This window comes from Rhodococcus koreensis (genome assembly GCF_017068375.1).
Classification (GTDB): domain Bacteria; phylum Actinomycetota; class Actinomycetes; order Mycobacteriales; family Mycobacteriaceae; genus Rhodococcus_F; species Rhodococcus_F koreensis.
On the sequence record NZ_CP070609.1, the window covers coordinates 963,257 to 987,544 of the forward strand.

The window sequence follows — 24,288 nt, forward strand, 5'->3', positions numbered from 1 at the left end:
TTACCGTCGGGGGATGGACCGCACCCCCTACACCCCGATCCGCCTGCCCGACGCGGCGCTCGCCTTCCTCGGCGAATACCACCTCGGTACGCTCACCACGCTCCGCAAGAACGGCACCCCGCACGTCGTCGCCGTCGGCTTCACCTGGGATCAGGAGCACGGGCTGGCACGGGTCATCACCAACGGCTCCTCGCAGAAGGCCCTCAACGCCGAACGCGGAGGGTACGGCGCGGTCAGCCAGGTGGACGGACCGCGCTGGATGACGCTCGAAGGTCCCGCCCGGGTCCTCACCGACCCCGAATCCGTCGCCGACGCCGTGGCCCGCTACGCCGCGAGGTACCGCCAGCCCCGGGTGAACCCGACACGGGTGGTCGTGGAGATCGCCGTCAGCCGCGTACTCGGCTCGGCTGCGCTGCGTCACGACTGAACCGCAGCTTCCACGGGACCCGCGCCGACTCGAGCTGCACCGCGAGACTCATCTTGGACACGCCGTCGGTGCGTTCCTCGAACCGGATCGGGACCTCGGCGATCGTCATGCCGCGTTGCACCACCCGGTAGTTCATCTCCACCTGGAACGCGTACCCGTTGCTCTGCACACCCTCGACGTCGATGGCCCGCAGCGTGTCCGCGTGCCACGCCTTGAACCCGGCGGTGGCGTCCTTGACCCGCAACCGCAGGATCGCGTTGACGTAGAAGTTCGCCCACGCCGACAGCGCCTTGCGGTGCCAGGGCCAGTCGCTGGCGACCGCGCCGCCCGCCACGTAGCGGGAGCCGAGCACGACGGCCGCATCCGTCGTCGTCAGCGTCTCCACCATCCGCGGGATGGCCTCGGTGGGGTGCGACAGGTCGGCGTCCATCTGGATCACGATGTCCGCGCCCTCGGACAGCGCCCGCGTCATGCCGGCAACGTAGGCCCGCCCGAGGCCGTCCTTCACGGTCCGGTGCAGCACACCGACCGGGATCGGACCGCTCTGCGCGAGCGTGTCGGCGACCTCACCGGTGCCGTCCGGCGAGTTGTCGTCGACGACCAGCACGTGCAGGTTCGGGATGGCCAACGCCGCGAGAAGCTCGACGATCTTGGGCAGGTTGTCGCGTTCGTTGTAGGTCGGGACGACGACGGTTACCTTCGGGGCGACGCTTTCCATGACACCTTCGGTTGATCTGTGATCCCGACTCTCCGCGGACGTGCAGCGGCGAGTGCGGTCGTGAACAAATGGGAGATGTTACTACCCGCGCCGCACCGCCCCGCACACTCCCGGTTCCCGCGGCGTACTCAGCCCGGGAGAACCGTCAACCCGTGCGGCCGGGTGTTAACCGGCTCACAGCCGTCGGCGGTCACGATGACGATGTCCTCGATGCGGGCACCCCACTCCCCGCGGAAGTAGATTCCCGGTTCCACACTGAAGGCCATCCCCTCGGTCAGTTCGATCGCGTTACCCGAGACGATGTACGGCTCCTCGTGCACCGACAGACCGATTCCGTGCCCGGTCCGGTGCACGAACACCTCGGCGAGCCCCTGCGCGGCCAGCAGGTCCCTGGCGGCCGCGTCGACCGCCTCGGCGGTGACGCCGGGCCGCACCAGGGCGACCGCCGCCGCCTGCGCCTGCTCGAGCACCGCGAACTTCTCGGCCACACCCGGATCGGGTTCACCCATGCTGTAGGTGCGGGTGGAGTCGGAGTTGTAACCGGGTTCGACGGGTCCGCCGATGTCGATGACCACGACGTCACCCGACTCGACGACCCGCTCGGACACCTCGTGGTGCGGGTCGGCGCCGTGCGGTCCCGAGCCGACGATGACGAACGCCGCCTCGGTGTGCCCCTCGTCGAGGATCGCCGCCGTGATGTCCGCCGCCACCGCGGCCTCGGTGCGGCCGACCTTCAGGAACTCTCCCATCCGGGCGTGGACCCGGTCGATGGCCTGACCGGCCCGGCGCAACGCGTCGATCTCCGCGTCGTCCTTGACCATCCGCAGCTCCCGCAGCACCTCGGTGGCCAGGACCGGCAGCGCCCCGAGCGCCTCGGACAGCGGAATCAGGTGCAGCGCCGGCATCGCATCCGTGACGGCGGTCCGCGCAGGAGACGGCAGCAGACCCGACACCAGCGCGTACGGGTCGACCCCGTCCACCCAGTCGCGGACCGTCAGACCCAGTTCGGACGTGGCGGATTCGGTCAGCGCGGCCAGTTCGAGCCGCGGCACGACCACGGACGCGGTGTCGCCGGTCGCCGGAATCACCAGGCAGGTGAGCCGTTCGAACGACTCCGCGCGCGAACCCAGCAGATACCGCAGATCGGGTCCGGGCGTGATGAGGAGGCCGTCGAGTCCGGCATCGCGGGCCAGGGCGCCTGCGCGCGCGATCCGGTCGGCATAGATGGTCGTCGGGAAGCGTGAAGTCGATGCGCCGAGGGAACTCATGGCTTCAGGCTAAACCGGTTTGGCAGGATGAGGGTCATGACAGGGCCTCTGCTTCTCCTCGACGGTGCCAGCCTGTGGTTTCGCGCGTACTACGCGCTACCCGACTCGATCACCTCACCTGACGGTCGATCCGTCAACGCAGTGCGCGGATTCACCGACATGGTGGCCGCACTGATCACCAAGCACCAGCCGTCCCGGCTCGCGGTGTGCCTCGACCTGGACTGGCGGCCCGCGTTCCGCGTCGAAGCGGTGCCCACCTACAAGGCGCACCGGGTGGCCGAGGACACCGGCGGGGCGGAGGAAGAGGTCCCCGACACCCTGTCGCCACAGGTCCCGATGATCCTGGATGTCCTGGCCGCCACCGGAATCGCGACCGCGGGCGCGGAAGGCCTCGAAGCCGACGACGTTCTCGGCACCCTCGCCGCCACCGAGACCAGCGACCCGGTCGTCGTCGTCACCGGCGACCGCGACCTCCTGCAGGTCGTCACGGACGACCCGGTGCCCGTGCGGGTGCTGTACGTGGTGCGCGGACTCGCCAAGGCAGAGTTGCTCGGGCCCGAAGAAGTGGCGGCCAAGTACGGGGTGCCCACCGATCGGGCCGGCGAGGCCTACGCCGAACTCGCGCTGCTGCGCGGCGACTCGTCCGACGGACTGCCGGGCGTGAAGGGCATCGGCGAGAAAACCGCGTCCAGCCTGATCATGCAATACGGATCGCTCGCCGCACTGCGGGCCGCGGCCGTCGATCCCGAATCGGACATGGCGAAGGGTGCGCGCGCGAAGTTCGCCGCCGCGGCCGACTATCTCGACGCGGCGCTGCCGGTGGTGCGGGTCGTGCGCGACGCGGACGTCGAACTGTCCCGCGAAGACACGCTGCCCGCCGAACCGGTCGACGCGGACCGGCTCGGCAGGCTGGCGGACGAACTCGGAATCGAGAACTCCGTGGGACGCCTCACGACGGCGATGAAAAAGGTGGCCGCCGCACGGGTTCCGTGACGGCCGGGTGGGCCGCCGCCTAGCTGGGGCGGCTCACCTCATACGTGCCCTTGTCGTCGGTGAAGGTGAGAGTGACCTGCTTCTTCTCACCGTCGACGGTGAGGCTGCACGTGAAACTGTTGCCCTTCTTCACTTCCTGACCCGAGGGGCAGGTGACACCGGACACGTTCTCGGCGCCGTACGAATCGGTGACGATGCGCTCGACACCGTCCTCCGCCGCCTTCTGATCGAGAGTGTCCGTGCCGAACACCGTGAACGCCAGCACCAGAGCGATACCCACGATCACCAGCAGTGCCACCACACCGCCGATGATCAACGGCAGCTTCGATTTCCCCGAGGACGGAGGCTGACCCCACTGCTGCTGGCCGGGGGCCGGCCCCCACTGCTGCGGCTGACCCGGTTGCTGACCCCACTGCGGCTGCCCGGGCTGCTGAGGCTGCTGGCCCCACTGCCCCGGACCCGGCTGTCCGAGCTGACCGGGCTGCGGCTGCTGACCCCACTGCGGCTGTCCGGGCTGCTGACCCCACTGCGGCTGCCCGGGCTGCTGAGGCTGACCCGGTTGCTGACCCCACGGCTGGGCGGGCGGCTGCTGACCGTACTGCGGCGCGCCGTACTGGCCGCCGGTCTGGTCAGGATTACCCTGGCCCGGTTGCTGTCCCTGGGCCCATTGCCCGTTCGGGTCGTTCGGTCCGTAAGGGCCGCTCATCGTCGCCTCCCGCTCACGTGTCAAGTTTTGTACCTACCGTAACGCCCCACCATCGGATTCGGGCCCTCGGACGGCGTGCGAATCCAACCACACGGCGTCAGGTCACGCAGCATCCACGGCGACGACGCCGCGACGGATCGCCGCGACCGCACGACTCGCCGCCTTGCCGACCTCCGGATCGGGCGACGTCGAACGGACCTGCTCGAGGAGGTCGATCACCTGTCGGCACCACCGCACGAAGTCGCCGGCGGACAGCGCGCGCCCCTGGTCTCCCGCCGCGATCAGCGCCTCGACGAGCGAATTGTCGCTGGCCCAGTGGTAGATCGCGGCGGCGAAGCCGAAGTCCGGTTCACGGGTGGGCGGCAGCTTGTGCCGAATCTCGTCCGCCCGCAGTTCCCGCCACACCCGCACGGTCTCGTCGAGGGCGTGCCGCAGCGCTCCCGGACCGCCGCTCTCGACCGTGTCCCCCTCGCGGCGCGATTCGAAGATCACGGCGGACGCGACGGCGGCGAGTTCCGCGGGCCCGAGCCCCTTCCACACACCCTGCCTGAGGCACTCGGCCACCAAGAGGTCGCTCTCGCAATAGATCCGGCTCAACCGGGTGCCGTGCTCGGTGGCATCGGGGTGCTCACCCGCCGAGACGTAGTCGCGCTCGGCGAGCAGCGACAGGATCCGATCGAACGTGCGCGCCAACGAGTTCGTCGTGGCGGCGACCTTCTGCCGCATCGTCTCCGTCTCGCGGGCCAGCCGGTTGTAGCGCTCACCGATCCGGCTCAGCTGCTCGCGGTCGGGCCAGCTGTGGCACGGATGCTGCCGGATCGCGCGCCGCAGCCGCGCGATCTCGGCGTCGTCTCCGGCCGCACCCGACTTCTTCCGCTTCCGCCGGCCCGGGGCGACGATTCCGGTGCTGCGCAACGCCGATGCCAGATCGCGTCGCACCCGGGCCGTGTGGTGATCGAAGCGTCGCGGCAACCGCATCGATCCCAAAGACCGTGCCGGCTCGGGGAAGTCGCCCGCCGACACCCGGCCCGCCCACTTCGCCTCGGTGAGGATCAACGGCTTCGGGTCCGTCGGATCCCGGTCCGGTTCCAGCACCACCGCCAGACCGGAGTGCCGTCCCACGGGGATCGCGATCACGTCGCCGCGCCGCAGGGCGACGAGCGACGCGACGGCGGCGTCCCGGCGTTCGGTCCGGCCTGCGCGTTCGAGCGATCGTTCCCGGCTGCTCAGTTCCTCCCGCAGCCGCGCGTACTCGAAGTACTCGCCGTCCTCGCCGCCGAGCCGTTCGCTGAGCGTGGTGAGCGCGGCCTCGTTGCGTTCGATGCCGCGCGTCAGGCCGACCACCGACCGGTCGGCCTGGAACTGGGCGAACGACCGCTCGAGCAGGGCCCGCGATTCCGCCGCACCCATGCGGTCGACCAGGTTGATAGTCATGTTGTAGCCGGGACGGAACGAACTGCGCAGCGGGAACGTGCGGGTGGACGCCAGCCCGGCGACGTCCACCGGTTCCACCCCGGGCTGCCACAGGACCACCGCGTGACCCTCGACGTCGATGCCGCGACGTCCCGCCCGGCCCGTGAGCTGGGTGTACTCCCCCGGGGTGAGTTCGGCGTGGGCCTCGCCGTTGTACTTGACGAGGCGTTCGAGGACGACGGTGCGGGCGGGCATGTTGATGCCGAGCGCCAGCGTCTCGGTGGCGAACACGGCCCGGACCAGTCCCTTGACGAACAACTCCTCTACCGTCTGCCGGAACGCGGGCAACATCCCCGCGTGGTGCGCGGCGAGGCCACGTTCGAGCGCCTTGCGCCATTCCCAGTACCCGAGGACCTCCAGATCGGCCTTCGGCAGTTCGCCGGTGTGGGCGTCGACGATGGTCCGGATCTCGGCGACCTGCTCCGGCGTCGTCAGATCGAGTCGGGATCGCAGGCACTGGGCCAGCGCGGCGTCGCACCCGGCCCGGCTGAAGATGAACGTGATCGCCGGGAGGAGCCCCTCGTCGTCGAGGCGGGAGATCACTTCCGGCCGAGGCAGCGGCCGGAAATCGCTGGAGTACCCGCGGCCGCCGCCGCGTCGTCCCCTGCCCCGCGACTCCCACGAGTCGGCCCGTTCGAGGGCCTGCCGCTGCTTGACGTGACGCACCAGATCCTGGTCGACCACCAGATCCTTGCGGACGTCCCCGCTGCGCGCCCTCGTGTCGAACAGGTCGAACAGCCGCTTTCCGACCATGATGTGCTGCCACAGCGGGATCGGGCGGTTCTCGTCGACCACCACGGTGGTGTCGCCGCGCACCGTCTCCATCCACGCACCGAACTCCTCGGCGTTGCTGACGGTCGCCGACAGACTGACGAGCCGGACGTCCTCGGACAGGTGCAGGATCACCTCTTCCCACACCGCCCCACGGAACCGGTCGGCCAGGAAGTGCACCTCGTCCATGACGACGTGCGACAACCCGCGCAGCGCGGCGGAATCGGCGTACAGCATGTTCCGCAACACCTCGGTGGTCATCACGACCACCGGGGCGTCCGAGTTGATGCTCGAATCTCCGGTCAGCAGCCCGACGGTGTCCTTGCCGTAGCGTCGCACCAGTTCCGCGTACTTCTGATTGCTCAGCGCCTTGATCGGTGTGGTGTAGAAGCACTTGCGACCGGCCGCGAGCGCCAGGTGCACGGCGAATTCGCCGACCACCGTCTTTCCCGCGCCGGTCGGGGCGCAGACGAGGACGCCGTGGCCGCCCTCGAGCGCGCGGCAGGCGTTGATCTGGAAGGGGTCGAGCACGAAACCGAGCTGCGCCGAGAACACATCGAGTTCGGTGCCGCCGGTCCTGTCACCTGTTGTCACTGCCACCCCGTCAGATTGTCACAGGGTGTCGGAGAAGTCCTGACCCGGTGTGTTGCTGCCGGTCGTGCTCGCGTCGTCGTTCTTGTTCGCAGCACCGGACTTCCCGGACTTGCGGGAACGACGGAACCGGCCCGCGGGCTCGGGGACCGCGGTGGCGGCCACGTCGAACGACTCGTTCAGGTCCGACGGCGCCGCGATCGTCGACGCCTCGTCGTCGTCGAGGGCACCCCACTCCTGCTCCGTGCGACGAGCCTTGCGGCGGTCGTTGACGCGGGCGATCTGCACGGCGATCTCGAACAGCAGCGTCAACGCGAACGCGAGCGCGAGCATCGAGAACGGGTCCTGACCGGGTGTGGCGATCGCGGCGAACACGAAGAGGGCGAAGATCAGGCCGCGGCGCCACGCCTTGAGCTTCGCGTAGGACAGGATGCCGACGAAGTTCAGGGCGACGATGAGCAGCGGGATCTCGAAGCTGACGCCGAAGATGATCAGCAGGTTGATGATGAACCCGAAGTACTCCGCGCCGCCGAGTGCGGTGATCTGGACGTTGTCGCCGATCGTCAGCAGGAAATGCAGGGCCTTCGCGACGACCACGTACGCCAGAACGGCGCCGGCCATGAACAGCGCCGCGCCGGACACCACGAAGCCGATCGCGTAGCGGCGTTCCTTCGCGTACAAGCCGGGGGTGATGAACGCCCACAGCTGGTACAGCCAGATGGGGCAGGCGAGGACGACGCCCGCCGTGAACGCGACTTTGAAGCGGAGCATGAACTGCTCGAACGGTCCGGTCGCGAGGAGTCGGCACGACCCGTCGTGGCTCAGGTCGGCGCGACTCGACTCCGGCAGCGAACAGTACGGCCCACGCAGGAGTTCGCCGAGACTCTCGATGCCGAAGATCTCGTGGGAGTACCAGAAGAAGCCCACCGCGGTGGTGACCACGATGGCCAGCACCGACAGGAGCAGTCGCGTGCGCAGCTCGTAGAGGTGATCGACCAACGACATCGTGCCGTCGGGGTTGGTCCTCCGCTTGCTGTGGCGCGGATCGAACGGAATTCGCACTGTTGTTCGCCCTAGTCTTGGTCAGCAGTCAACCGGGGTGAAGAGTCACCCCGGTTGTCAGGCGGCTCGGGCTACGCCGACTTGGGCTCGGTGTGCTGCGACTGCGGCTGCACCGGCGCCGGAGGAGTGACCGGTGCGGTGGTGGTGTCCGCCACGGGCAGCTCGGCGGGCGCGCTCTGCGCGGGGGGCGCACTCTGCGCGGTGGGCGCCGGCGTGCTGTTGTCGTTCTGCATCTCCTTGACCTCGCTCTTGAAGATGCGGAGCGAACGGCCGAGTCCACGAGCCGCGTCGGGCAGCTTCTTGGAACCGAACAGGATGACGACGACCAGCGCGACGATGGCCCAGTGCCAGGGGCTCATGGCTCCCATGATGAAACCTCCAAAAGATCAGGTGACCCTGATGCTACCGGACATACACGGCACCGGTTCGGTCGAAACCGGCTAGTTGCGCTGCCGTTTCCCTGCCGGTTTCCTGGGTCCCCGCTGTGAGCGCAGATCGGCGAGCAAAGCGTCCCCGGACCACTGCCGGTTCCCGCCCGCCTCGGCCTCGCGGATCAGTGCGACCAGCCTCGCGTTCACCGGCGCGGCCGTCCCCGACGCCTCCGCCATGCGCACGATCTCCCCACTGATCCAGTCCACTTCGGTGCGCCTGCCCGCCTCGAGGTCGTCCCACATCGACGACCGCGCGTGCGGGTCGATGGCCAGCATCCGACTACCCGCCACCCGGAACACTCCGTCCGGGACGGTCAGCAACCGGGGAATCCACTGCGGCGGCAGCGGTGTGAGCTTGGCGACAGCGATACCGCGGGCGGCCAGCAGTGCGAGGGCTTCCCGCTGCGCCAAGGCGAGAGCCCGGCGGAACGGCCGCCGCGACAACTCCTCGCGGAGCGGCAGACCGGACAGGGCGTTGACCGGGTTGTTCAGGTTGAGCAGCAGCTTCGCCCACTGCACCGAACGGAAGTCCTCATGGGCGTGCAGCGGCAGTCCGGCGTCGTCGAACACCGGCGCGAATGCGCGCACCGCCGGATGCTGCTCGATCTCGAGGTCGCCCTCGGAACCCTGGTGAAAGTGCCCGTCGGCGCGGTGCACCACGTTGAACGGCACCATCGCCGCGAGAACGACCTGCTCCGGGAGTGCGGCGCGCAGGGTGTCCGCGTTGCCCAGCCCGTTCTGGGCGCTGACCACGACGGTGCCGGGGCCGATCGCCGACGCGAGTGTGGCACCCGCCTCCGGTGTCCCCGCCGACTTCACCGACACGACGACGAGATCGGCGGTGGCCGCCGACGCGGCCCCGGTGTCGAAGGCGATGTCGGGGGCACCGACGCGGATGTCCGATCCGTGCAGGTCCGTCAGCCGCAACCCGTGGTCACGGATCTCGGTCCCGACCCGCTCCCGGCCGATCAGGGTCACCTCGGCGCCGGCTGCGGCGAGCCGGCCCCCGAGATAGCACCCGATGCTGCCCGCCCCGAACACACTGATCCGCAGCGGACGCGCGGCGCCGGTCATGCCTCGACAGCCTCGTACGCGGACAGCGCCTCCACGGCCCGGCGGCGCACCTCGTCGACCAGAGCGGGTGGTTCGAGCACGGTGATTCCGGAACCGAACCCGAGCACGAGCCGGGCCATCCACTCCAGCGCCCCGTAACTCATGGTCGCCTCGACCGAACCGTCGGCGGCGACCGTGGCGACATCCATCGGGTAGTAGTCGAGCACCCACACACAGTCGGCGCGGATGTGCAACCGTGCCTGGGGAAGGGATGCGTCGCCGCTGAACAACTCCAGGTTGGAGTCTCGCACGAGCGCCTGCGCCGGCGGGGTGGACGGCTCGTCCAGTTCGGTGGCGGCGTCGATCCGGTCGAGGCGGAACAGCCGGACCCCCTCGGCCTGCCGGCACCACGCCTGCAGATAGCTGTGATTGTCGACCAGCACGATCCGCACCGGGTCCACAGTGCGCTCGGTGACCCGGTCCCGGGACGCCGAGTAGTACGTCAAGTGGAGGGCCCGCCGGCGATGGAGTGCGGATCGCACCGCGGCGGCGATGGGATCTTCCGGCACGTCCTCCACCGCGTCCCGCTCGGACGCCGGCGTCACCGCCGCACGGGCCGCCGCGGTGCCCGCGGCGTTCTCGATCTTCGCGATCGCACTGTGCGCGGCGGACGGGTCGACCATGCCCGGCAACTCCACCAGCGAACGCAGGGCAATCAGCAGGGCGGTCGCCTCGGTGGACGTCAACCGCAGCGGACGGTCGATGCCCGCCGAGAACGTCACCTCGATGCTCTCCTCGGAGAACGACAGGTCGATGAGGTCACCGGGACCGTAGCCGGGCAGCCCGCACACCCACAACTGGTTGAGGTCGGACATCAGCTGTGTGGTGGTGAGGCCCAGTTCGGCGGCGGCCTCGGCGGCGCTCATCCCGGGGTTCGCGATGAAATACGGCACCAGGTTGAGGAGCCGGGACAGTCGCGACGACAGCCTGTTGCTCACGACGTCCCCCCTTCCCCTGCGGCGTCCTTCAGCTTGGTCAGCACATCGTGTCGTAGTTCCGGCGGATCGAGGACCAGGGCGTCCGCCCCGTGACCCGCGACCAGCCGCGCGATCCAGTCCCGGGAGTGGACGGGGATCCGGAGCACGGTGCCGCTGCGCTCGTTCACCCGCTTCTCCTCCGCGGTGGTCGCCAGTCGGCGCAGTTCCTGGGCTCGGCCCTCGGCCACCCACACGGTGGCGGTGCCGGTGACCTCACCCGAACCGGTGACCCGGTCGACGATGTCCCTGAGGTCGACGCCCGCGGGTTTGTGGACGACCCCCGACGGTCCGAACTCCGTCACGTCGTCGCCGATCCGCGACAGCCGGAACGTCCGGACGGCTCCCCGGTCGACGTCGTGACCGACGAGGTACCACCGGCCGTGGGCGGTGACGACACCCCACGGTTCCACGGTGCGTTCGGTGTACGGCTCGTTGAGAGCCCCGCGGTGCGGGAAGTGCACGGCGCGGCCGGCGTCGACCGCCGCCAGCAGCTTGCCGAGCGCCGGTTCGGAGCCGCGGGTGCGGGCGGGCACCGCCGTGATCGGGGTGGCCGCCGAATCCGGATCGACCTGCACACCCGCCGCACGCAGCTTGAGCAGCGCCCCCTGCGCCGCGGACGTCAACTCCGGCGACTCCCACAGCTGAACGGCCACCGCGACGGCCGCCGACTCCTCCTGGCTGAGGTCGATGTCGGGGAGCTCGTACGCATTGCGGTTGATCCGGTAGCCCTCGACCGTCGAGAACCGCGACGCCTGCCCGGTCTCGAGCGGAACACCGAGATCCCGCAACTCGTTCTTGTCGCGTTCGAACATGCGGCTGAACGCCTCGTCGCTGGCGGAGTCGGCGTACCCGGCAACGCTCTCGCGAATCTTCTCGGCGGTGAGGAACTGTCTGGTGGACAGCAAACAGATCACCAGGTTCATCAAGCGCTCGATCTTGGAAGTCGGCACGCCCGGAAGCCTAGTGGGTGAGCCCGTTACGGACTCCCCGAGCGCCGCTACATCGAGGCAATCAGCCGCTCCACCCGCTCGTCGACCGACCGGAACGGGTCCTTGCACAGCACGGTCCGCTGGGCCTGGTCGTTGAGCTTGAGATGCACCCAGTCGACCGTGAAGTCGCGTCCGGCCTCCTGCGCGGCGGTGATGAATTCGCCGCGCAGCTTCGCCCGGGTGGTCTGCGGCGGAGTGTCCACCGCGGCCTCGATGGTCTCGTCCTCGGTGATCCGCTTCACCAGACCCTTGCGCTGCAGCACGTCGAACACGCCGCGACCGCGTTTGATGTCGTGGTACGCCAGATCGAGTTGCGCGATCTTCGGGTCGGCCAGTTCGAAGCCGTGCCGGTCCTGGTAGCGCTGGAACAGCTTGCGCTTGATCACCCAGTCGATCTCCGTGTCGACCTTTGCGAAATCCTGCGTCTCGACGGCGTCCAGCATGCGGCCCCACAGGTCGACCACCTGCGTGACCTGCGGATCGGGGTCGCGGTTCTGCAGGTGTTCGACGGCGCGGGCGTGGTACTCCCGCTGGATGTCGAGGGCGCTGGCCTGCCTGCCGCCTGCGAGCCGCACCGGGCGGCGCCCGGTGACGTCGTGGCTGACCTCGCGGATGGCGCGGATCGGGTTGTCGAGCGCGAAGTCGCGGAACGACACCCCGGCCTCGATCATCTCGAGCACGAGCGCCGCCGTGCCCACCTTCAGCATCGTGGTGGACTCGGACATGTTGGAATCGCCGACGATCACGTGCAGGCGGCGGTACTTCTCCGCGTCGGCGTGCGGCTCGTCGCGGGTGTTGATGATGGGCCGCGACCGCGTGGTCGCCGAGGACACGCCCTCCCAGATGTGCTCGGCGCGCTGCGACAGGCAGAACGTGGCCGCCTTCGGCGTCTGCAGTACCTTGCCGGCGCCGCAGATCAGCTGCCGCGTCACCAGGAACGGGAGCAGCACGTCCGAGATCCGGGAGAATTCGCCGGCCCGCGCCACGAGGAAGTTCTCGTGACAGCCGTACGAATTACCCGCCGAGTCCGTGTTGTTCTTGAACAGGTAGATGTCGCCGCCGATGCCTTCCTCGGCGAGCCGCTGCTCGGCGTCGATCAGCAACTCCTCGAGGACGCGCTCACCCGCCCGGTCGTGGTTGACCAACTGGATGAGGTTGTCGCACTCGGCTGTCGCGTATTCGGGGTGCGAGCCGACGTCCAGATACAGGCGGGCACCGTTCCTGAGGAACACGTTGGAACTCCGGCCCCACGACACCACCCGCCGGAACAGGTAGCGCGCAACCTCGTCCGGGCTCAGTCGCCTGTGACCATGGAAGGTGCAGGTCACACCGAACTCTGTCTCAATTCCCATGATTCGTCGCTGCACACCTCGAGAGTACAACGCCGATCACCCGGCGGAGCGGGAAAACCGTCCGGCGACACTCCGCGCCTACGCTGAGACGGTGAACCGACACCTGCACCGCATCCACCGGGCCGACGAAATCGTGTTCGGCCGCAGCGCAGATCTGCGCCCCTCCGAGGTCGACCGGGCGATGCGCTTCCTCAGTCACGCGGCCGACAAGGGGGTCTTGTGGTGGTGCGTGGCGGCGCTGCTGGGACTGGTCGGCGGACGCGCCCGGCGCGGTGCCGTGCGGGGCCTGCTGTCCCTCGCGATGGCGAGCGGTCTCGCCAACGGCATCCTCAAACCGGTGTTCCCGCGGCGGCGCCCTCCCGCCCGCGCGTGGACGAACGCGCTGCGCGGGGTGCCGATCCCCCGGTCCTCGTCCTTCCCGTCGGGACATTCGGCATCGGCGGCGGCGTTCACCACGGGTGTCGCCCTGGAATCGCCCGCGGCCGGTGCCGCACTCGCCCCCCTCGCGGCCGCGGTCGCGTACTCCCGGGTGCACAACGGCGTGCACTGGCCGTCGGACGTCGTCACCGGGCTGATACTGGGCGGGGCCGTCGCTTCGGGAACCCGCCGCTGGTGGGCGGTGCGCACCGAGGACCCGGCGGAACTGGGCCGCGCGGTCGACGCGCCGGCGCTGCCGGGCGGTGAGGGCCTGCTCGTGCTGGTGAACCAGGAGTCCGGGCCGGACACTGTGGATCCCAGTGAGGAGATCGCCACCGCACTCCCGAACGCGCACGTGCGCGCCCTCGACACCGACCACGATTTCGCCGAGCAACTCGACGCCTGGGTGGCCGAGACGAATCCGCGTGCACTCGGGGTGTGCGGTGGGGACGGGACCGTGGTCGCCGTCGCGTCCGCGGCGGCGCGTCATTCGCTGCCGCTGGCGGTGTTCCCCGGCGGCACACTCAATCACTTCGCGCGCGACGCCGGCGTCGCCGACATCTCGGACACCGCGAAGGCCGTCGAGACCGGACGTGCGGTTCTCGTCGACCAGGCCGTCGTCCACACCGATGTCGAGGAACCCGCCCCGTTCCTCAACACCGCCAGTCTCGGCGGCTACCCCGACGCGGTGCGGCTGCGGGAGAAGTGGCAGCCCCGGTACGGGAAGTGGCCCGCGGCGTGTGCGGCGATGATCCGGATTCTCTCCGCGGCAACACCGCTCGCCGTCACCATCGACGGCAGGCCCGTGAAGGTGTGGATGTTGTTCGTGGGGAACGGTCGGTATTCCCCCGGCGATCAGGTTCCGATGTCGCGTCCCGCCATCACCGGCGGACTGCTCGACGTCCGCTACGTGCGGGCCGACCGGCGAGCGTCCCGGCCGCGGCTACTGTTCGCCGCCGCCACCGGGACGCTCGGAAGCAGCCGGGTGTACGTGCGATCCCTCGTGCCCCGGCTCACCGTCCGCGTGGACGGCTCGCCGGTTGCGCTGGCCACCGACGGTGAAGTGGTCGCCGACGCCCTGCGCTTCGACTTCCGGTCGGCGCCCGAAGCGATCGCGGTGTACCGGCCTCAGTCCTGAGTGTCGGCCGGCTTCGTCTCGGTGTCCGGCTTCGACTCCGGAGCGGGCTCCGAGGCGGCCGCAGGCTCTGCGGGGATCAGCTGTTCGAGCGCGGGTCCGGCGATCCGCCGGAACGCGCGGCGCGGCCGGGACTGATCGAGCACGGCCACCTCGAGGCTGGCCACGTCGACGTTCCGCTTCTCGCCCTCCCCGGCACCGCCCTGACGTAGGGCGTTGACCGCGATACCGACCGCCGCCTCGAGGTCGAGGTCGGCACGGTACGACTCGCGCATGGCGGTCGCGATCGGCTCGGTCGTGCCACCCATCACGACGAAATGCTGTTCGTCGACGATGGATCCGTCGTAGGTGATGCGGTACAGCTGGGGAGCCTTCGGGCTGCCCACGCGCCCGACCTCCGCGACGCAGATCTCCACCTCGTACGGCTTGGGTTGCTCGGTGAAGATCGTGCCCAGGGTCTGCGCGTACGCGTTGGCCAGCGATCGGCCCGTCACGTCACGGCGGTCGTACGAGTAACCGCGCATGTCGGCGTGGACGATCCCTGCGCGCCGCAGATTCTCGAACTCGTTGTACTTGCCGACGGCCGCGAAGCCGAGCCGGTCGTACAGTTCGCTGACCTTGTGCAGCGCGGTGGAGGGATTCTCGGCGACGAACAGCACGCCGTCGCGGAACGTGAGCACCACGACGCTGCGTCCGCGGGCAATTCCCTTGCGCGCCAATTCCGAGCGGTCCCGCATGATCTGCTCGGCGGAGGCGTAATACGGCATGGTCATCGCGCAGACCCCCCTTGTTCGGTGCGCTCGGCGACGATGCGCCGAGCCAACTCGGACGTCGTCTCCTCGGACACGTGTACGGCACCGGCCTGGGTGATCGTGACCGCGGTCGGGTAGATGCCGCGGGTCAAGTCGGGCCCACCGGTGGCCGAGTCGTCGTCGGCCGCGTCGTACAGCGATTCGATGGCCGCCCGCAGGGCGGTCTCCTCGTCGCTGTCCGGCGAGTAGATCTTCTTCAGTGCCGACTTCGCGAACAGCGAACCCGAACCGACCGCGTGGTATCCGGCGCGTTCCTCGTACCGGCCGCCGACGACGTCGTACGAGACGATGCGGCCCGCATGGGCCTCGTCGTCCGCGTCGAGGTCGTAGCCGACGAGCAGCGGGACGACCGCGAGACCCTGCATCGCCGCCCCGAGGTTGCCCCGCACCATCGACGCCAGGCGGTTGGCCTTGCCGTCGAAGGTCAGCTGAACGCCCTCGATCTTCTCGTAGTGCTCAAGTTCGACGGCGAACAGGCGGACCAGTTCGATGGCGATGCCCGCGGTGCCGGCGATACCGGCCGCCGAGTATTCGTCGGTGACGTACACCTTCTCGACGTCCCGGCTGGCGATCAGGTTGCCCTGGGTCGCGCGCCGGTCGCCTGCCAGCAGGACGCCACCCTTGTAGGTGAGCGCCACGATCGTGGTTCCGTGCGGTGCGAGATCACCGCTCTCCATCCCGTCACCACCCCGTGTCGAGTGCGAACGATGGCCGATCCGATTCTCCGGCAGCAATTCTGGTGCGTGACCACGCAGATACTCGGTGAACGAGCTCAGATTCGAACCGAAACTGAGTCTCGTGTCACCGTCGCCTGTCCGCAATGCCGGTCGATCCGCCGTCACTGGCCGCCCTTCTGGACATAGGCCCGGACGAAGTCCTCGGCGTTCTCCTCGAGCACGTCGTCGATCTCGTCGAGCAGGTCGTCGGTGTCCTCGGCCAGCTTTTCGCGACGTTCCTGACCGGCCGCACCGTCACCGCCCGGGGTGTCGTCCTCGTCGCCGCCGCCAGTTCGTTTGGTCTGCTCTTGCGCCATCGCCGCCGACCTCCTTGTGTGAAGGGAGCTCTTCTTCCGAGCGTCCTGTGCTGCCAAGCAGTCTGACTACATCATCCGCTCGGACCTTCACCCTACCGAGCGTCGCCGCCCCACGTGTGCCGACGCGACGGCGAGTTCCGGGCAGATCCGTGCGGGAACGGCCGAGATGTCAGTTCGTGAGCTCGTCGACGAGCTCTTTCGCGGTCTCCACCGACTCCAGCAACTCCCCCACGTGCGCCTTGCTGCCCCGCAGCGGCTCGAGGGTGGGAATGCGGACCAGGGAGTCGCCACCGAGATCGAAGATCACCGAATCCCAGCTCGCAGCCGCGATGTCGGCGCCGAACTTGCGCAGGCATTCACCGCGGAAGTAGGCGCGGGTGTCGGTCGGCGGGGTGTCGACGGCGTCGAGCACCGCCTGCTCCGACACCAGGCGCTCCATCGACCCGCGGGCGACGAGCCGGTTGTACAGACCCTTGTCGAGGCGGACGTCCGAGTACTGCAGGTCGACCAGATGCAGTCGCGGCGCGGACCAGTTGAGGCCCTCCCGGTTCCGGAAACCCTCGAGCAGACGCAGCTTGGCCGGCCAGTCCAGCAGGTGGGCGCATTCCATCGGGTCCCGCTCGAGGAGGTCGAGCACCATCGCCCACTTCTCCAGCAGATCGGCCACGCGGGGGTCGTCGTTGCCCTCGGCGGACATGAACTTGTCGACCCGGTCCAGATAGATCCGCTGCAACGCAAGCCCGGTCAGTTCCCGGCCGTCGGCCAGCGCGACCGTGGCGCGCAGCGTCGGGTCGTGGCTGATGTGGTGCACGGCGGTGACCGGTCGGGCCAGCTGCAGGTCGGTGAGGTCGACACCGGCCTCGATGAGGTCGAGGACCAGCGCCGTCGTCCCGACCTTCAGGTACGTGGACATCTCGGCGAGGTTCGCGTCGCCGATGATGACGTGCAGACGCCGGTACTTGTCCGCGTCGGCGTGCGGTTCGTCGCGGGTGTTGATGATGCCGCGCTTGAGCGTGGTCTCGAGCCCGACCTCCACCTCGATGTAGTCGGCCCGCTGGGACAGCTGGAAGCCGGCCTCGTCACCGGACTGGCCGATGCCCACCCGGCCCGACCCGCAGATCACCTGACGGGACGCGAAGAACGGCGTCAGCCCGTTGATCACCGCAGAGAACGGCGTGGCCCGGGACATCAGGTAGTTCTCGTGGGTGCCGTACGACGCGCCCTTGCCGTCCACGTTGTTCTTGTACAGCTGCAGTCGCGGGGCACCGGGGACGCTCGACGCGTGCCGGGCGGCCGCCTCCATCACGCGTTCGCCGGCCTTGTCCCAGATGACGGCGTCCAGGGGGTCGGTGACCTCCGGGGCCGAGTACTCGGGGTGCGCGTGGTCGACGTAGAGCCGGGCGCCGTTGGTGAGGATCATGTTGGCCGCGCCGACCTCGTCGGCGTCGATGACGGGCGCCGGGCCGCTGAGCCGGCCCAGGTCGAATCCGCGGGCGTCCCGCAGCGGGGATTCCACCTCGTAATCCCATCGGGTGCGCTTGGCGCGCGGCACTCCCGCGGCTGCCGCATAAGCCAGCACCGCCTGGGTGGACGTCAAGATCGGATTGGCCGAAGGCTCGCTGGGTGAGGAGATTCCGTACTCGACTTCGACACCGATGATCCGCTGCATGCTGCCGAGCCTATGCGATCACCCACGCCACCCGGCGGCACACTCCTGCCGCGCGAGCCGTCGGTGTCCGGCGACTAGCCCGGCGAGCACTCCAGGTACTGGTCCGCCGCGATCACCTCGAGCACGGTCCGGACCCCGGGCGGCGCCCAGGAGTGGGTGCCGTCGGTGCCGATTCGAGGGTCCGTCAGGTGCACCGTCCGGCGGCGCGTCACGATGGTGCATCCGCCCGCCGCCACCACGTTTCGCACCCAGTCGCTGTGCGCTCCGTACGTGAGGGCGAACCGGTAGCGGCCGTCCACGACGAACACGTTGACGGGCGTGCGATACGTCCTACCGGATGTGCGGCCGCGGTGCTCGACCACGGCGAACCCGGGCAGGATTGTCGCGACGCGACGGCTCACCCGGTTGGTGAGGACCCGGTTGAATCGGGCGATCGAACGCGGCAACGCCATGAACTCTCACCCCTTCGGCACCGGAACGAGCAACCGACCTCGACAGTACCGACGTTCGCCGGGGTGCTGGCAGGATCGACTCATGGATTCCGCACCGAACACCCCACCCGGCACGGACGAAGTGGTGGCGGTGTTCGACAGTTCCGGGCGACCGGTGGGATCGGCCGCGCGTTCCCGTGTCTACGCCGAGGGACTGTGGCACGCGAGCGCCGGGGTCCTCGTCCGATCCGGTGACGAGCAGCGCCTCTACGTGCACCGGCGGTCGGACACGAAGACGGTGTTCGCCGGACACCACGACTGCCTGGCCGGCGGGGTGGTCGATCCCGGGGAGACGCCGGAAGAGGCGGCGGGCCGGGAACTGGCGGAGGAACTAGGCATCACCGGGGTGAGCCTCACCCCCATCGCGAGGGTGGCGTGGGACGGCGAGTGGCAGGGCCTGCGGCTGCGCTGCCACCTGTACGCCTACGAGACGCACTGGGACGGGCCCGTCGTCCACCAGGCCAGCGAGATCGCGTCGGGCTGGTGGTGGACACCCCACGAACTGGTGACGCACCTGCGCGACCCGCGGTGGCCGTTCGTGCCGGACACGAGGGCACTCCTCGAGGACTACCTCGTCGCACGGGACCGCTGATACACGGCCGACCCGCGCGGCGGGAACCGTCCCCGGTTCCCGCCGCGCGGGTCGTACCGATCGGCCTACAGGTACTGGCCGGTGTTGGACTCGGTGTCGATGGCGCGGCTCGCGCTCGCGTTCTTACCGGTGACCAACGTGCGGATGTAGACGATCCGCTCACCCTTCTTGCCCGAGATCCGGGCCCAGTCGTCGGGGTTGGTGGTGTTCGGCAGGTCCTCGTTCTCCGAGAACTCGTCGACGATGGAGTCGAACAGGTGCTGGACGCGCAGGCCCGGGGCACCGGTGTCGAGCACCGACTTGATCGCGTACTTCTTGGCGCGGTCGACGATGTTCTGGATCATCGCCCCCGAGTTGAAGTCCTTGAAGTACAGGACCTCCTTGTCGCCGTTGGCGTACGTGACCTCGAGGAAGCGGTTCTCCTCGCTCTCGGCGTACATACGGTCGACGACCCGTTCGATCATCACCCGGATGCAGGCCGTGCGGTCGCCACCGAACTCCGCGATGTCGTCGCTGTGCACCGGCAGTGTCTCGACGAGGTACTTCGAGAAGATGTCCTGCGCCGACTCCGCGTCGGGGCGTTCGATCTTGATCTTCACGTCGAGGCGGCCGGGGCGCAGGATCGCGGGGTCGATCATGTCTTCGCGGTTGGAGGCGCCGATCACGATGACGTTCTCGAGTCCCTCGACACCGTCGATCTCACTGAGCAGCTGCGGCACGACGGTGGTCTCGACGTCGGAGGAGACACCCGACCCGCGGGTGCGGAAGATCGAATCCATCTCGTCGAAGAACACGATCACCGGGGTGCCCTCGGACGCCTTCTCCCGGGCCCGCTGGAAGATCAGCCGGATGTGCCGCTCGGTCTCGCCGACGAACTTGTTCAGCAGCTCGGGGCCCTTGATGTTGAGGAAGTAGGACTTGGCTTCCTTGCTGTCCTGCCCCCGGGCCTCCGCGATCTTCTTCGCGAGGGAGTTGGCGACCGCCTTGGCGATGAGCGTCTTGCCGCACCCGGGCGGACCGTAGAGGAGCACACCCTTCGGCGGGCGGAGCTCGTATTCGTGGAACAGGTCCTTGTGGAGGAACGGCAACTCGACGGCGTCACGGATCTGCTCGATCTGCCGGCCGAGGCCGCCGATGTCGTCGTAGTGGACGTCGGGAACCTCTTCGAGGACGAGATCCTCGACCTCGGCCTTGGGGATCCGCTCGAACGCGTACCCGGCCTTCGTGTCGACGAGGAGGGAGTCGCCCGGCCGTAGTTTGCGGGTGGGCGATTCGGCGTCGTACGCGACCGACTCTCGTTCGCTGTCCGCGTACACGGTGGCGAGGGGTTCGGCCAGCCAGACGATCCGTTCCTCGTCGGCGTGACCGACCACGAGGGCGCGCTGACCGTCGTCGAGGACCTCTCGAAGCGTGCTGATCTCACCGACACGCTCGAAGTTGCCCGCTTCCACGATCGTGAGTGCCTCGTTGAGGCGCACAGTCTGGCCGAGCTTGAGGGTCTCGGCGTCGACGTTCGGGGAGCAGGTCAACCGCATCTTGCGTCCGGAGGTGAACACGTCCACGGTCTGATCGTCGTGCACTCCGAGCAGCACGCCGTACCCGCTCGGCGGCTGGCCGAGGCGATCGACTTCCTCTCGGAGCGCAATGAGCTGCTGACGGGCCTCCTTGAGGGTGTCCATCAACTTGGTGTTCCGGATGGACAGCGAGTCCACTCGCGATTCCATCTCACGAAGCTGTTCCGGCGACTCCGCGAGCTGCCTGCGCAGTGCCGACGCCTCCGCGCGCAACGCCTCGAGCTCTCGTGCGGCCGCAACCGAATCGGGGTTCTCTGTCGAGCTCATGTGCGTCTCCTCCCAATGAGATCTATCAACGCTACCGGCACTGCCCGAATTCTGCGCCGTGACACGGATTCTGCCGATTGCGAATCGGCATACGCGACACCCGGGGCCATCGAAACTCTCATGTTAGCCTTACCTACCTGTCGAGCAGTTTCCTCTCTGTTCCGTGTAACGAAAGGGTTCGTCGTGATAATCCGCAAGCCCCTGAACGGCACGTCCTTCACCGGTAGGTCCGTGGTTGCCGTGGGCGCGGTGGTCTTCGCGCTCGGAATGTCGGCCTGCTCGTCCGACGACGGTTCCGGCACCGCCGCGGCGACGTCCGCGGCCACGTCGTCGCAGGTAGACGCGACCGTCGCCGCCCCCACGTCGGAGGAACTGCTCGGTACGCTCCAGCTGCTCGTGGACCCGGCCCGGCCGGTCGACGAGAAAACCGTCGTGGTCGTCGACGGCGACGAACGCCGCCCGAATCTGGAGGCGATGACCGCCGCCATGGCCAACTACCCGGTGTCCTTCACGGTCACGGACGTGCAGGTGGAGGGCGATACCGCGACGGCGAACGTCGCGATCGTGAGCCCGCACGGCACGGCCGCTCCGACGGCGTGGACGTGGGAGAACGTCGACGGCGTGTGGAAGGTGTCGGACGAGAGCACGTGCACCCTGCTCGGCATGGCACGCGCGGGCTGCAGCTAGCCCGGTCCTTCGGCGGCGCCCGCTCCGGGCGCCGCCGAAGCCGTGTCTCAGCCCTTACCCGACCGGCGCTGCGGCTTGGGGGTGACGGTTCCCTCGGCGAGACGCCGGGCGCTCACCAGGAACGCGGTGTGGCCCTGCATCCGGTGTTCCGGCCGCACGGCGAGCCCGACGACGTGCCAGCCACGGACTATCGACTCCCAGGACCGCGGCTCGGTCCAGCACTCCTGCTCGCGCATCGCCTCGACGACCTTGGAGAGCTGCGTCACAGTCGCGACGTAGACGACGAGCACGCCGCCGGGGACCAGCGCCTTGGACACCGCGGGCAGCGCGTCCCAGGGTGCCAGCATGTCGAGGACCACCCGGTCGACCGGGCCGCCGGCCGCGTCGGCGTCGAACTCGGCGACGTCCGCGATGGTCAGGTCCCAGTTCGCGGGGCGTTCCCCGAAGAACGTCTCGACGTTCCGCACCGCGTGCTCGGCGTGGTCGTCGCGCACCTCGTACGAGATGACCCGGCCTTCCGGCCCGACCGCCCGCAGCAGGGAGCACGTCAGGGCGCCCGAGCCTGCGCCGGCCTCGAGGACGCGGGCGCCGGGGAAGACGTCGCCCTCGTGGACGATCTGCGCGGCGTCCTTCGGGTAGATGACCTGCGCCCCGCGGGGCATCGACAGGACGTAGTCGACGAGCAGCGGTCGCAGCGCCAGGTAGGGGGTGCCGTTGGTCGACTTGACCACGCTGCCCTCGTCGGTGCCGATCAGGTCGTCGTGCAGGATTCCGCCGCGGTGCGTGTGGAACTCCTTGCCGGCCTCCAGGTTGACCGTGTAGTGCCGGCCCTTGCCATCGGTCAGCTGGACGCGATCGCCCACCCGAAACGGTCCACTCGGTCGCGTTTCGCGTCCCACCATCGTCACCGACTCCTCAGCCTGTTCGTCCGGCGCCGTCCGGCGCCCGTCCCGCTGCCCCGACACGACTGTCGGACCGGGGGCCTACCCTGCCAGGTGTGAGCATCTCAGAGTCGCCAGCCCCCGTCACACAGGGTTCCCCGTCACAGCCCGGCGACACTTCGGTCACCCGCAGGCGCCCCGCCCTGTCGCCGTCCCGCGCCGGCGACTTCAAGCAGTGCCCGCTTCTCTACCGCTTCCGTGCCGTCGACCGGCTCCCGGAGGCGCCGTCGCGCGCGCAGGTGAAGGGCACGGTCGTGCACGCCGCGCTCGAGACGCTGTTCGCGTTGCCCGCCGCCGAACGGGTTCCGCAGAAGGCGGTCGATCTGATCCTCCCGTCCTGGGAGCGCCTCCTCGCCGAGGCCCCCGACCTGATCGACCTGGTTCCCGAGGACCAGCGCGAGTCGTTCCTCGACGAGGCGCGGTCGCTCGTCACCGCCTACTACGAACTGGAGGACCCCACCCGGTTCGAGGCCGAATCGTGCGAACAGCGTGTCGAGACCGAACTCGCCGACGGGGTGCTGCTCCGCGGATTCGTCGACCGAATCGACGTGGCCCCCACCGGTGAGGTGCGGGTGGTCGACTACAAGACCGGTCGCGCACCCCGCGAGATGTCCGAGTCCAAGGCGCTGTTCCAGATGAAGTTCTATGCGCTGGTCCTGCTGCGCACCCGCGGCATCGTCCCGGCGCAGCTGCGACTGCTGTATCTCGCGTCCGGGACGGTCCTCACCTACGCACCCGACGAGGACGAACTGCTGCGGTTCGAGCGCACACTGTCGGCGATCTGGAAGGCCATCCTGGCGGCGGGTGTCACCGGCGATTTCCGACCCAAGCCGAGCCGGCTCTGCGACTGGTGTGATCATAAGTCCCTGTGCCCCTCGTTCGGAGGAACGCCGCCTCCCTACCCGGGATGGCCGGAGGGGCCCGCCGAAGACGCACCAGGTTTCGAGGAGATTGTCGAATGAGTTCCGAGTCCTACTACGTACCACTCGGTTCGGAAGCACTGGGTGCGCCGGAAGTGGACTCGGACCAGAAGATCACGGTCGAGCGATTCGACAGCACGGATCTGACGATCAGCGTGTGGGCCGAGACGATGCAGCACGGCGCTCCCCCGTCCGCGCTGCTCGTGCGGGCACTCGAACGGTGCGCCCCTCGTGACGACGCGCGCATCACGCGGGTCGTGGTCGAGATCCTCGGCCCGATCCCGATCGCCGAACTCGAGGTCCGGTCCTGGGTGCAGCGGCCGGGCCGCCGGGTGGAGTTGGTGGTCGCCGAACTGTGGACCGTCGGCGACCGGCCCCGGGCCGTGGCGCGGGGCTCGGCGTGGCGCATGGAGACCGTCGACACGAACGATGCCGTCCACGTCGTCGACCCGCCGCTCGAACCTCGGTCCACCGGCCGGGAGGGCAAGTTCAGCGAAGGCTGGAATTCGGGCTACCTGACGACCCTCGACTGGCGGTGGATCGCCGAGATGGGGTGCGAGGGCCCCGGCAAGCTGTGGGCGAGGCCGCGGCCCGCGCTGGTCCTCGGCGAGACCATGACGCCGCTCGAGCGGCTCTTCTCCATCGCGGACGTCGCCAACGGTGTGGGATCGAAACTCGACCCGGCCGACTGGACGTTCCTCAATACCGACCTCACCGTGCACATCTTCCGGGTCCCCGAGGGCGAATGGGTCGGCGTCGGCTCCGAGACGTCCATCGGCCCCGACGGCGTGGGGATGTGCGCGGGCGTGCTGTACGACGAGACCGGCGCGGTCGGCCGGATCGCCCAGACCGTACAGGTCCGCGCCCGCTCCTGATCGG

General features: G+C 69.0%; 24 protein-coding genes. 7 read left to right on the plus strand and 17 right to left on the minus strand.

Annotation, left to right across the window (positions count from 1 at the left end):
• Window positions 1-13 precede the first annotated feature (13 nt).
• Entirely contained in the window at window positions 14-427 is a 414-nt protein-coding gene (locus tag JWS14_RS04360) for a TIGR03618 family F420-dependent PPOX class oxidoreductase (RefSeq protein ID WP_206012597.1), read from the plus strand.
• Here JWS14_RS04360 and JWS14_RS04365 read toward each other — a convergent pair.
• The gene (locus JWS14_RS04365) at window positions 387-1,145 is read right to left on the minus strand and encodes a polyprenol monophosphomannose synthase (protein WP_072941699.1); all 759 of its coding nucleotides are present in this window, start codon (window positions 1,143-1,145) and stop codon (window positions 387-389) included. The genes JWS14_RS04360 and JWS14_RS04365 overlap by 41 nt on opposite strands.
• Before the next feature lie 128 nt (window positions 1,146-1,273).
• Entirely contained in the window at window positions 1,274-2,413 is a 1,140-nt protein-coding gene (locus JWS14_RS04370) for a M24 family metallopeptidase (RefSeq protein ID WP_206012598.1), read from the minus strand.
• A 36-nt stretch (window positions 2,414-2,449) separates the two neighbouring features.
• On the opposite strand from JWS14_RS04370, the gene JWS14_RS04375 reads away from it, so the two are divergent.
• Window positions 2,450-3,406: a 5'-3' exonuclease gene (locus tag JWS14_RS04375; protein ID WP_072941702.1), complete on the plus strand. Its 957-nt coding sequence runs from the start codon at window positions 2,450-2,452 to the stop codon at window positions 3,404-3,406.
• A 19-nt stretch (window positions 3,407-3,425) separates the two neighbouring features.
• On the opposite strand, the gene JWS14_RS04380 is transcribed toward JWS14_RS04375, so the two are convergent.
• From JWS14_RS04380 to pafA, 8 genes are all read right to left on the minus strand, one after another.
• Entirely contained in the window at window positions 3,426-4,112 is a 687-nt protein-coding gene (locus tag JWS14_RS04380; protein ID WP_072941705.1) for a DUF4333 domain-containing protein, read from the minus strand.
• A 102-nt stretch (window positions 4,113-4,214) separates the two neighbouring features.
• Window positions 4,215-6,950 carry a DEAD/DEAH box helicase gene (locus JWS14_RS04385; protein ID WP_206015924.1) on the minus strand — a complete coding sequence of 912 codons (2,736 nt, stop codon included), beginning with the start codon at window positions 6,948-6,950 and terminating at the stop codon, window positions 4,215-4,217.
• A gap of 18 nt (window positions 6,951-6,968) precedes the next feature.
• Entirely contained in the window at window positions 6,969-8,009 is a 1,041-nt protein-coding gene (gene tatC, locus JWS14_RS04390; RefSeq protein ID WP_095863685.1) for a twin-arginine translocase subunit TatC, read from the minus strand.
• 71 nt (window positions 8,010-8,080) lie between these two features.
• The gene (gene tatA, locus JWS14_RS04395; RefSeq protein WP_072941710.1) at window positions 8,081-8,377 is read right to left on the minus strand and encodes a Sec-independent protein translocase subunit TatA; all 297 of its coding nucleotides are present in this window, start codon (window positions 8,375-8,377) and stop codon (window positions 8,081-8,083) included.
• A gap of 72 nt (window positions 8,378-8,449) precedes the next feature.
• Window positions 8,450-9,514, minus strand: coding sequence for a 2-dehydropantoate 2-reductase (locus tag JWS14_RS04400; RefSeq protein WP_206012599.1), 1,065 nt, complete (start codon window positions 9,512-9,514; stop codon window positions 8,450-8,452).
• Window positions 9,511-10,491 (minus strand): helix-turn-helix transcriptional regulator, encoded by a 981-nt coding sequence (locus JWS14_RS04405; RefSeq protein WP_206012600.1) that lies wholly within the window; start codon window positions 10,489-10,491, stop codon window positions 9,511-9,513. The genes JWS14_RS04400 and JWS14_RS04405 overlap by 4 nt, the downstream gene beginning before the upstream one ends.
• A complete protein-coding gene (locus JWS14_RS04410; RefSeq protein ID WP_143051464.1) occupies window positions 10,488-11,480 on the minus strand; it encodes a helix-turn-helix transcriptional regulator in 993 nt (330 codons plus the stop codon). The genes JWS14_RS04405 and JWS14_RS04410 overlap by 4 nt, the downstream gene beginning before the upstream one ends.
• Window positions 11,481-11,527: 47 nt before the next feature.
• A complete protein-coding gene (gene pafA, locus JWS14_RS04415; protein ID WP_012687833.1) occupies window positions 11,528-12,886 on the minus strand; it encodes a Pup--protein ligase in 1,359 nt (452 codons plus the stop codon).
• Between the two features lie 76 nt (window positions 12,887-12,962).
• Between pafA and JWS14_RS04420 the strand changes: the two genes are divergently transcribed.
• On the plus strand, window positions 12,963-14,426 hold the full coding sequence (locus JWS14_RS04420) for a phosphatase PAP2 family protein (protein WP_095863996.1): 1,464 nt from the start codon (window positions 12,963-12,965) through the stop codon (window positions 14,424-14,426).
• Here JWS14_RS04420 and prcA read toward each other — a convergent pair.
• From prcA to JWS14_RS04445, 5 genes are all read right to left on the minus strand, one after another.
• Window positions 14,417-15,196, minus strand: a complete 780-nt coding sequence (gene prcA / locus JWS14_RS04425) for a proteasome subunit alpha (RefSeq protein ID WP_095863683.1) — start codon at window positions 15,194-15,196, stop codon at window positions 14,417-14,419. The genes JWS14_RS04420 and prcA overlap by 10 nt on opposite strands.
• Complete coding sequence (gene prcB, locus JWS14_RS04430) at window positions 15,193-16,077, minus strand: proteasome subunit beta (RefSeq protein WP_072941723.1); 885 nt, start codon at window positions 16,075-16,077, stop codon at window positions 15,193-15,195. Before prcB ends, prcA begins: the two co-directional genes overlap by 4 nt.
• Window positions 16,074-16,268, minus strand: a complete 195-nt coding sequence (locus JWS14_RS04435) for a ubiquitin-like protein Pup (protein ID WP_005242990.1) — start codon at window positions 16,266-16,268, stop codon at window positions 16,074-16,076. The genes prcB and JWS14_RS04435 overlap by 4 nt, the downstream gene beginning before the upstream one ends.
• 169 nt (window positions 16,269-16,437) lie before the next feature.
• Complete coding sequence (dop, locus tag JWS14_RS04440) at window positions 16,438-17,937, minus strand: depupylase/deamidase Dop (protein ID WP_007299057.1); 1,500 nt, start codon at window positions 17,935-17,937, stop codon at window positions 16,438-16,440.
• A 74-nt stretch (window positions 17,938-18,011) separates the two neighbouring features.
• Window positions 18,012-18,389, minus strand: coding sequence for a nitroreductase family deazaflavin-dependent oxidoreductase (locus JWS14_RS04445; protein ID WP_072941725.1), 378 nt, complete (start codon window positions 18,387-18,389; stop codon window positions 18,012-18,014).
• 82 nt (window positions 18,390-18,471) lie between these two features.
• On the opposite strand from JWS14_RS04445, the gene JWS14_RS04450 reads away from it, so the two are divergent.
• A complete protein-coding gene (locus tag JWS14_RS04450) occupies window positions 18,472-19,020 on the plus strand; it encodes an NUDIX domain-containing protein (RefSeq protein ID WP_095863682.1) in 549 nt (182 codons plus the stop codon).
• A 65-nt stretch (window positions 19,021-19,085) separates the two neighbouring features.
• On the opposite strand, the gene arc is transcribed toward JWS14_RS04450, so the two are convergent.
• Complete coding sequence (gene arc, locus JWS14_RS04455) at window positions 19,086-20,861, minus strand: proteasome ATPase (RefSeq protein ID WP_072941731.1); 1,776 nt, start codon at window positions 20,859-20,861, stop codon at window positions 19,086-19,088.
• Window positions 20,862-21,044: 183 nt separating this feature from the next.
• Between arc and JWS14_RS04460 the strand changes: the two genes are divergently transcribed.
• Window positions 21,045-21,548, plus strand: a complete 504-nt coding sequence (locus JWS14_RS04460; RefSeq protein ID WP_095863681.1) for a WKL family lipoprotein — start codon at window positions 21,045-21,047, stop codon at window positions 21,546-21,548.
• A gap of 47 nt (window positions 21,549-21,595) precedes the next feature.
• Here the strand turns inward: JWS14_RS04460 and JWS14_RS04465 are convergent, their stop codons facing one another.
• On the minus strand, window positions 21,596-22,450 hold the full coding sequence (locus JWS14_RS04465) for a tRNA (adenine-N1)-methyltransferase (protein ID WP_072941736.1): 855 nt from the start codon (window positions 22,448-22,450) through the stop codon (window positions 21,596-21,598).
• A 95-nt stretch (window positions 22,451-22,545) separates the two neighbouring features.
• Between JWS14_RS04465 and JWS14_RS04470 the strand changes: the two genes are divergently transcribed.
• Window positions 22,546-23,451, plus strand: coding sequence for a RecB family exonuclease (locus JWS14_RS04470; RefSeq protein WP_095863680.1), 906 nt, complete (start codon window positions 22,546-22,548; stop codon window positions 23,449-23,451).
• Complete coding sequence (locus JWS14_RS04475) at window positions 23,448-24,284, plus strand: thioesterase family protein (RefSeq protein ID WP_072941740.1); 837 nt, start codon at window positions 23,448-23,450, stop codon at window positions 24,282-24,284. The genes JWS14_RS04470 and JWS14_RS04475 overlap by 4 nt, the downstream gene beginning before the upstream one ends.
• Window positions 24,285-24,288: the final 4 nt, after the last annotated feature.

Bases quoted from the DNA above. Each gene is read 5' to 3' on its own strand.
- JWS14_RS04360 (WP_206012597.1), top strand. From the start codon at position 14: ATGGACCGCACCCCCTACACCCCGATCCGCCTGCCCGACGCGGCGCTC.
- JWS14_RS04365 (WP_072941699.1), bottom strand. From the start codon at position 1,145: ATGGAAAGCGTCGCCCCGAAGGTAACCGTCGTCGTCCCGACCTACAAC.
- JWS14_RS04370 (WP_206012598.1), bottom strand. From the start codon at position 2,413: ATGAGTTCCCTCGGCGCATCGACTTCACGCTTCCCGACGACCATCTAT.
- JWS14_RS04375 (WP_072941702.1), top strand. From the start codon at position 2,450: ATGACAGGGCCTCTGCTTCTCCTCGACGGTGCCAGCCTGTGGTTTCGC.
- JWS14_RS04380 (WP_072941705.1), bottom strand. From the start codon at position 4,112: ATGAGCGGCCCTTACGGACCGAACGACCCGAACGGGCAATGGGCCCAG.
- tatA (WP_072941710.1), bottom strand. From the start codon at position 8,377: ATGGGAGCCATGAGCCCCTGGCACTGGGCCATCGTCGCGCTGGTCGTC.
- JWS14_RS04400 (WP_206012599.1), bottom strand. From the start codon at position 9,514: ATGACCGGCGCCGCGCGTCCGCTGCGGATCAGTGTGTTCGGGGCGGGC.
- prcA (WP_095863683.1), bottom strand. From the start codon at position 15,196: ATGACCATGCCGTATTACGCCTCCGCCGAGCAGATCATGCGGGACCGC.
- JWS14_RS04435 (WP_005242990.1), bottom strand. From the start codon at position 16,268: ATGGCGCAAGAGCAGACCAAACGAACTGGCGGCGGCGACGAGGACGAC.
- dop (WP_007299057.1), bottom strand. From the start codon at position 17,937: ATGCAGCGGATCATCGGTGTCGAAGTCGAGTACGGAATCTCCTCACCC.
- JWS14_RS04445 (WP_072941725.1), bottom strand. From the start codon at position 18,389: ATGGCGTTGCCGCGTTCGATCGCCCGATTCAACCGGGTCCTCACCAAC.
- JWS14_RS04450 (WP_095863682.1), top strand. From the start codon at position 18,472: ATGGATTCCGCACCGAACACCCCACCCGGCACGGACGAAGTGGTGGCG.
- arc (WP_072941731.1), bottom strand. From the start codon at position 20,861: ATGAGCTCGACAGAGAACCCCGATTCGGTTGCGGCCGCACGAGAGCTC.
- JWS14_RS04465 (WP_072941736.1), bottom strand. From the start codon at position 22,450: ATGGTGGGACGCGAAACGCGACCGAGTGGACCGTTTCGGGTGGGCGAT.
- JWS14_RS04475 (WP_072941740.1), top strand. From the start codon at position 23,448: ATGAGTTCCGAGTCCTACTACGTACCACTCGGTTCGGAAGCACTGGGT.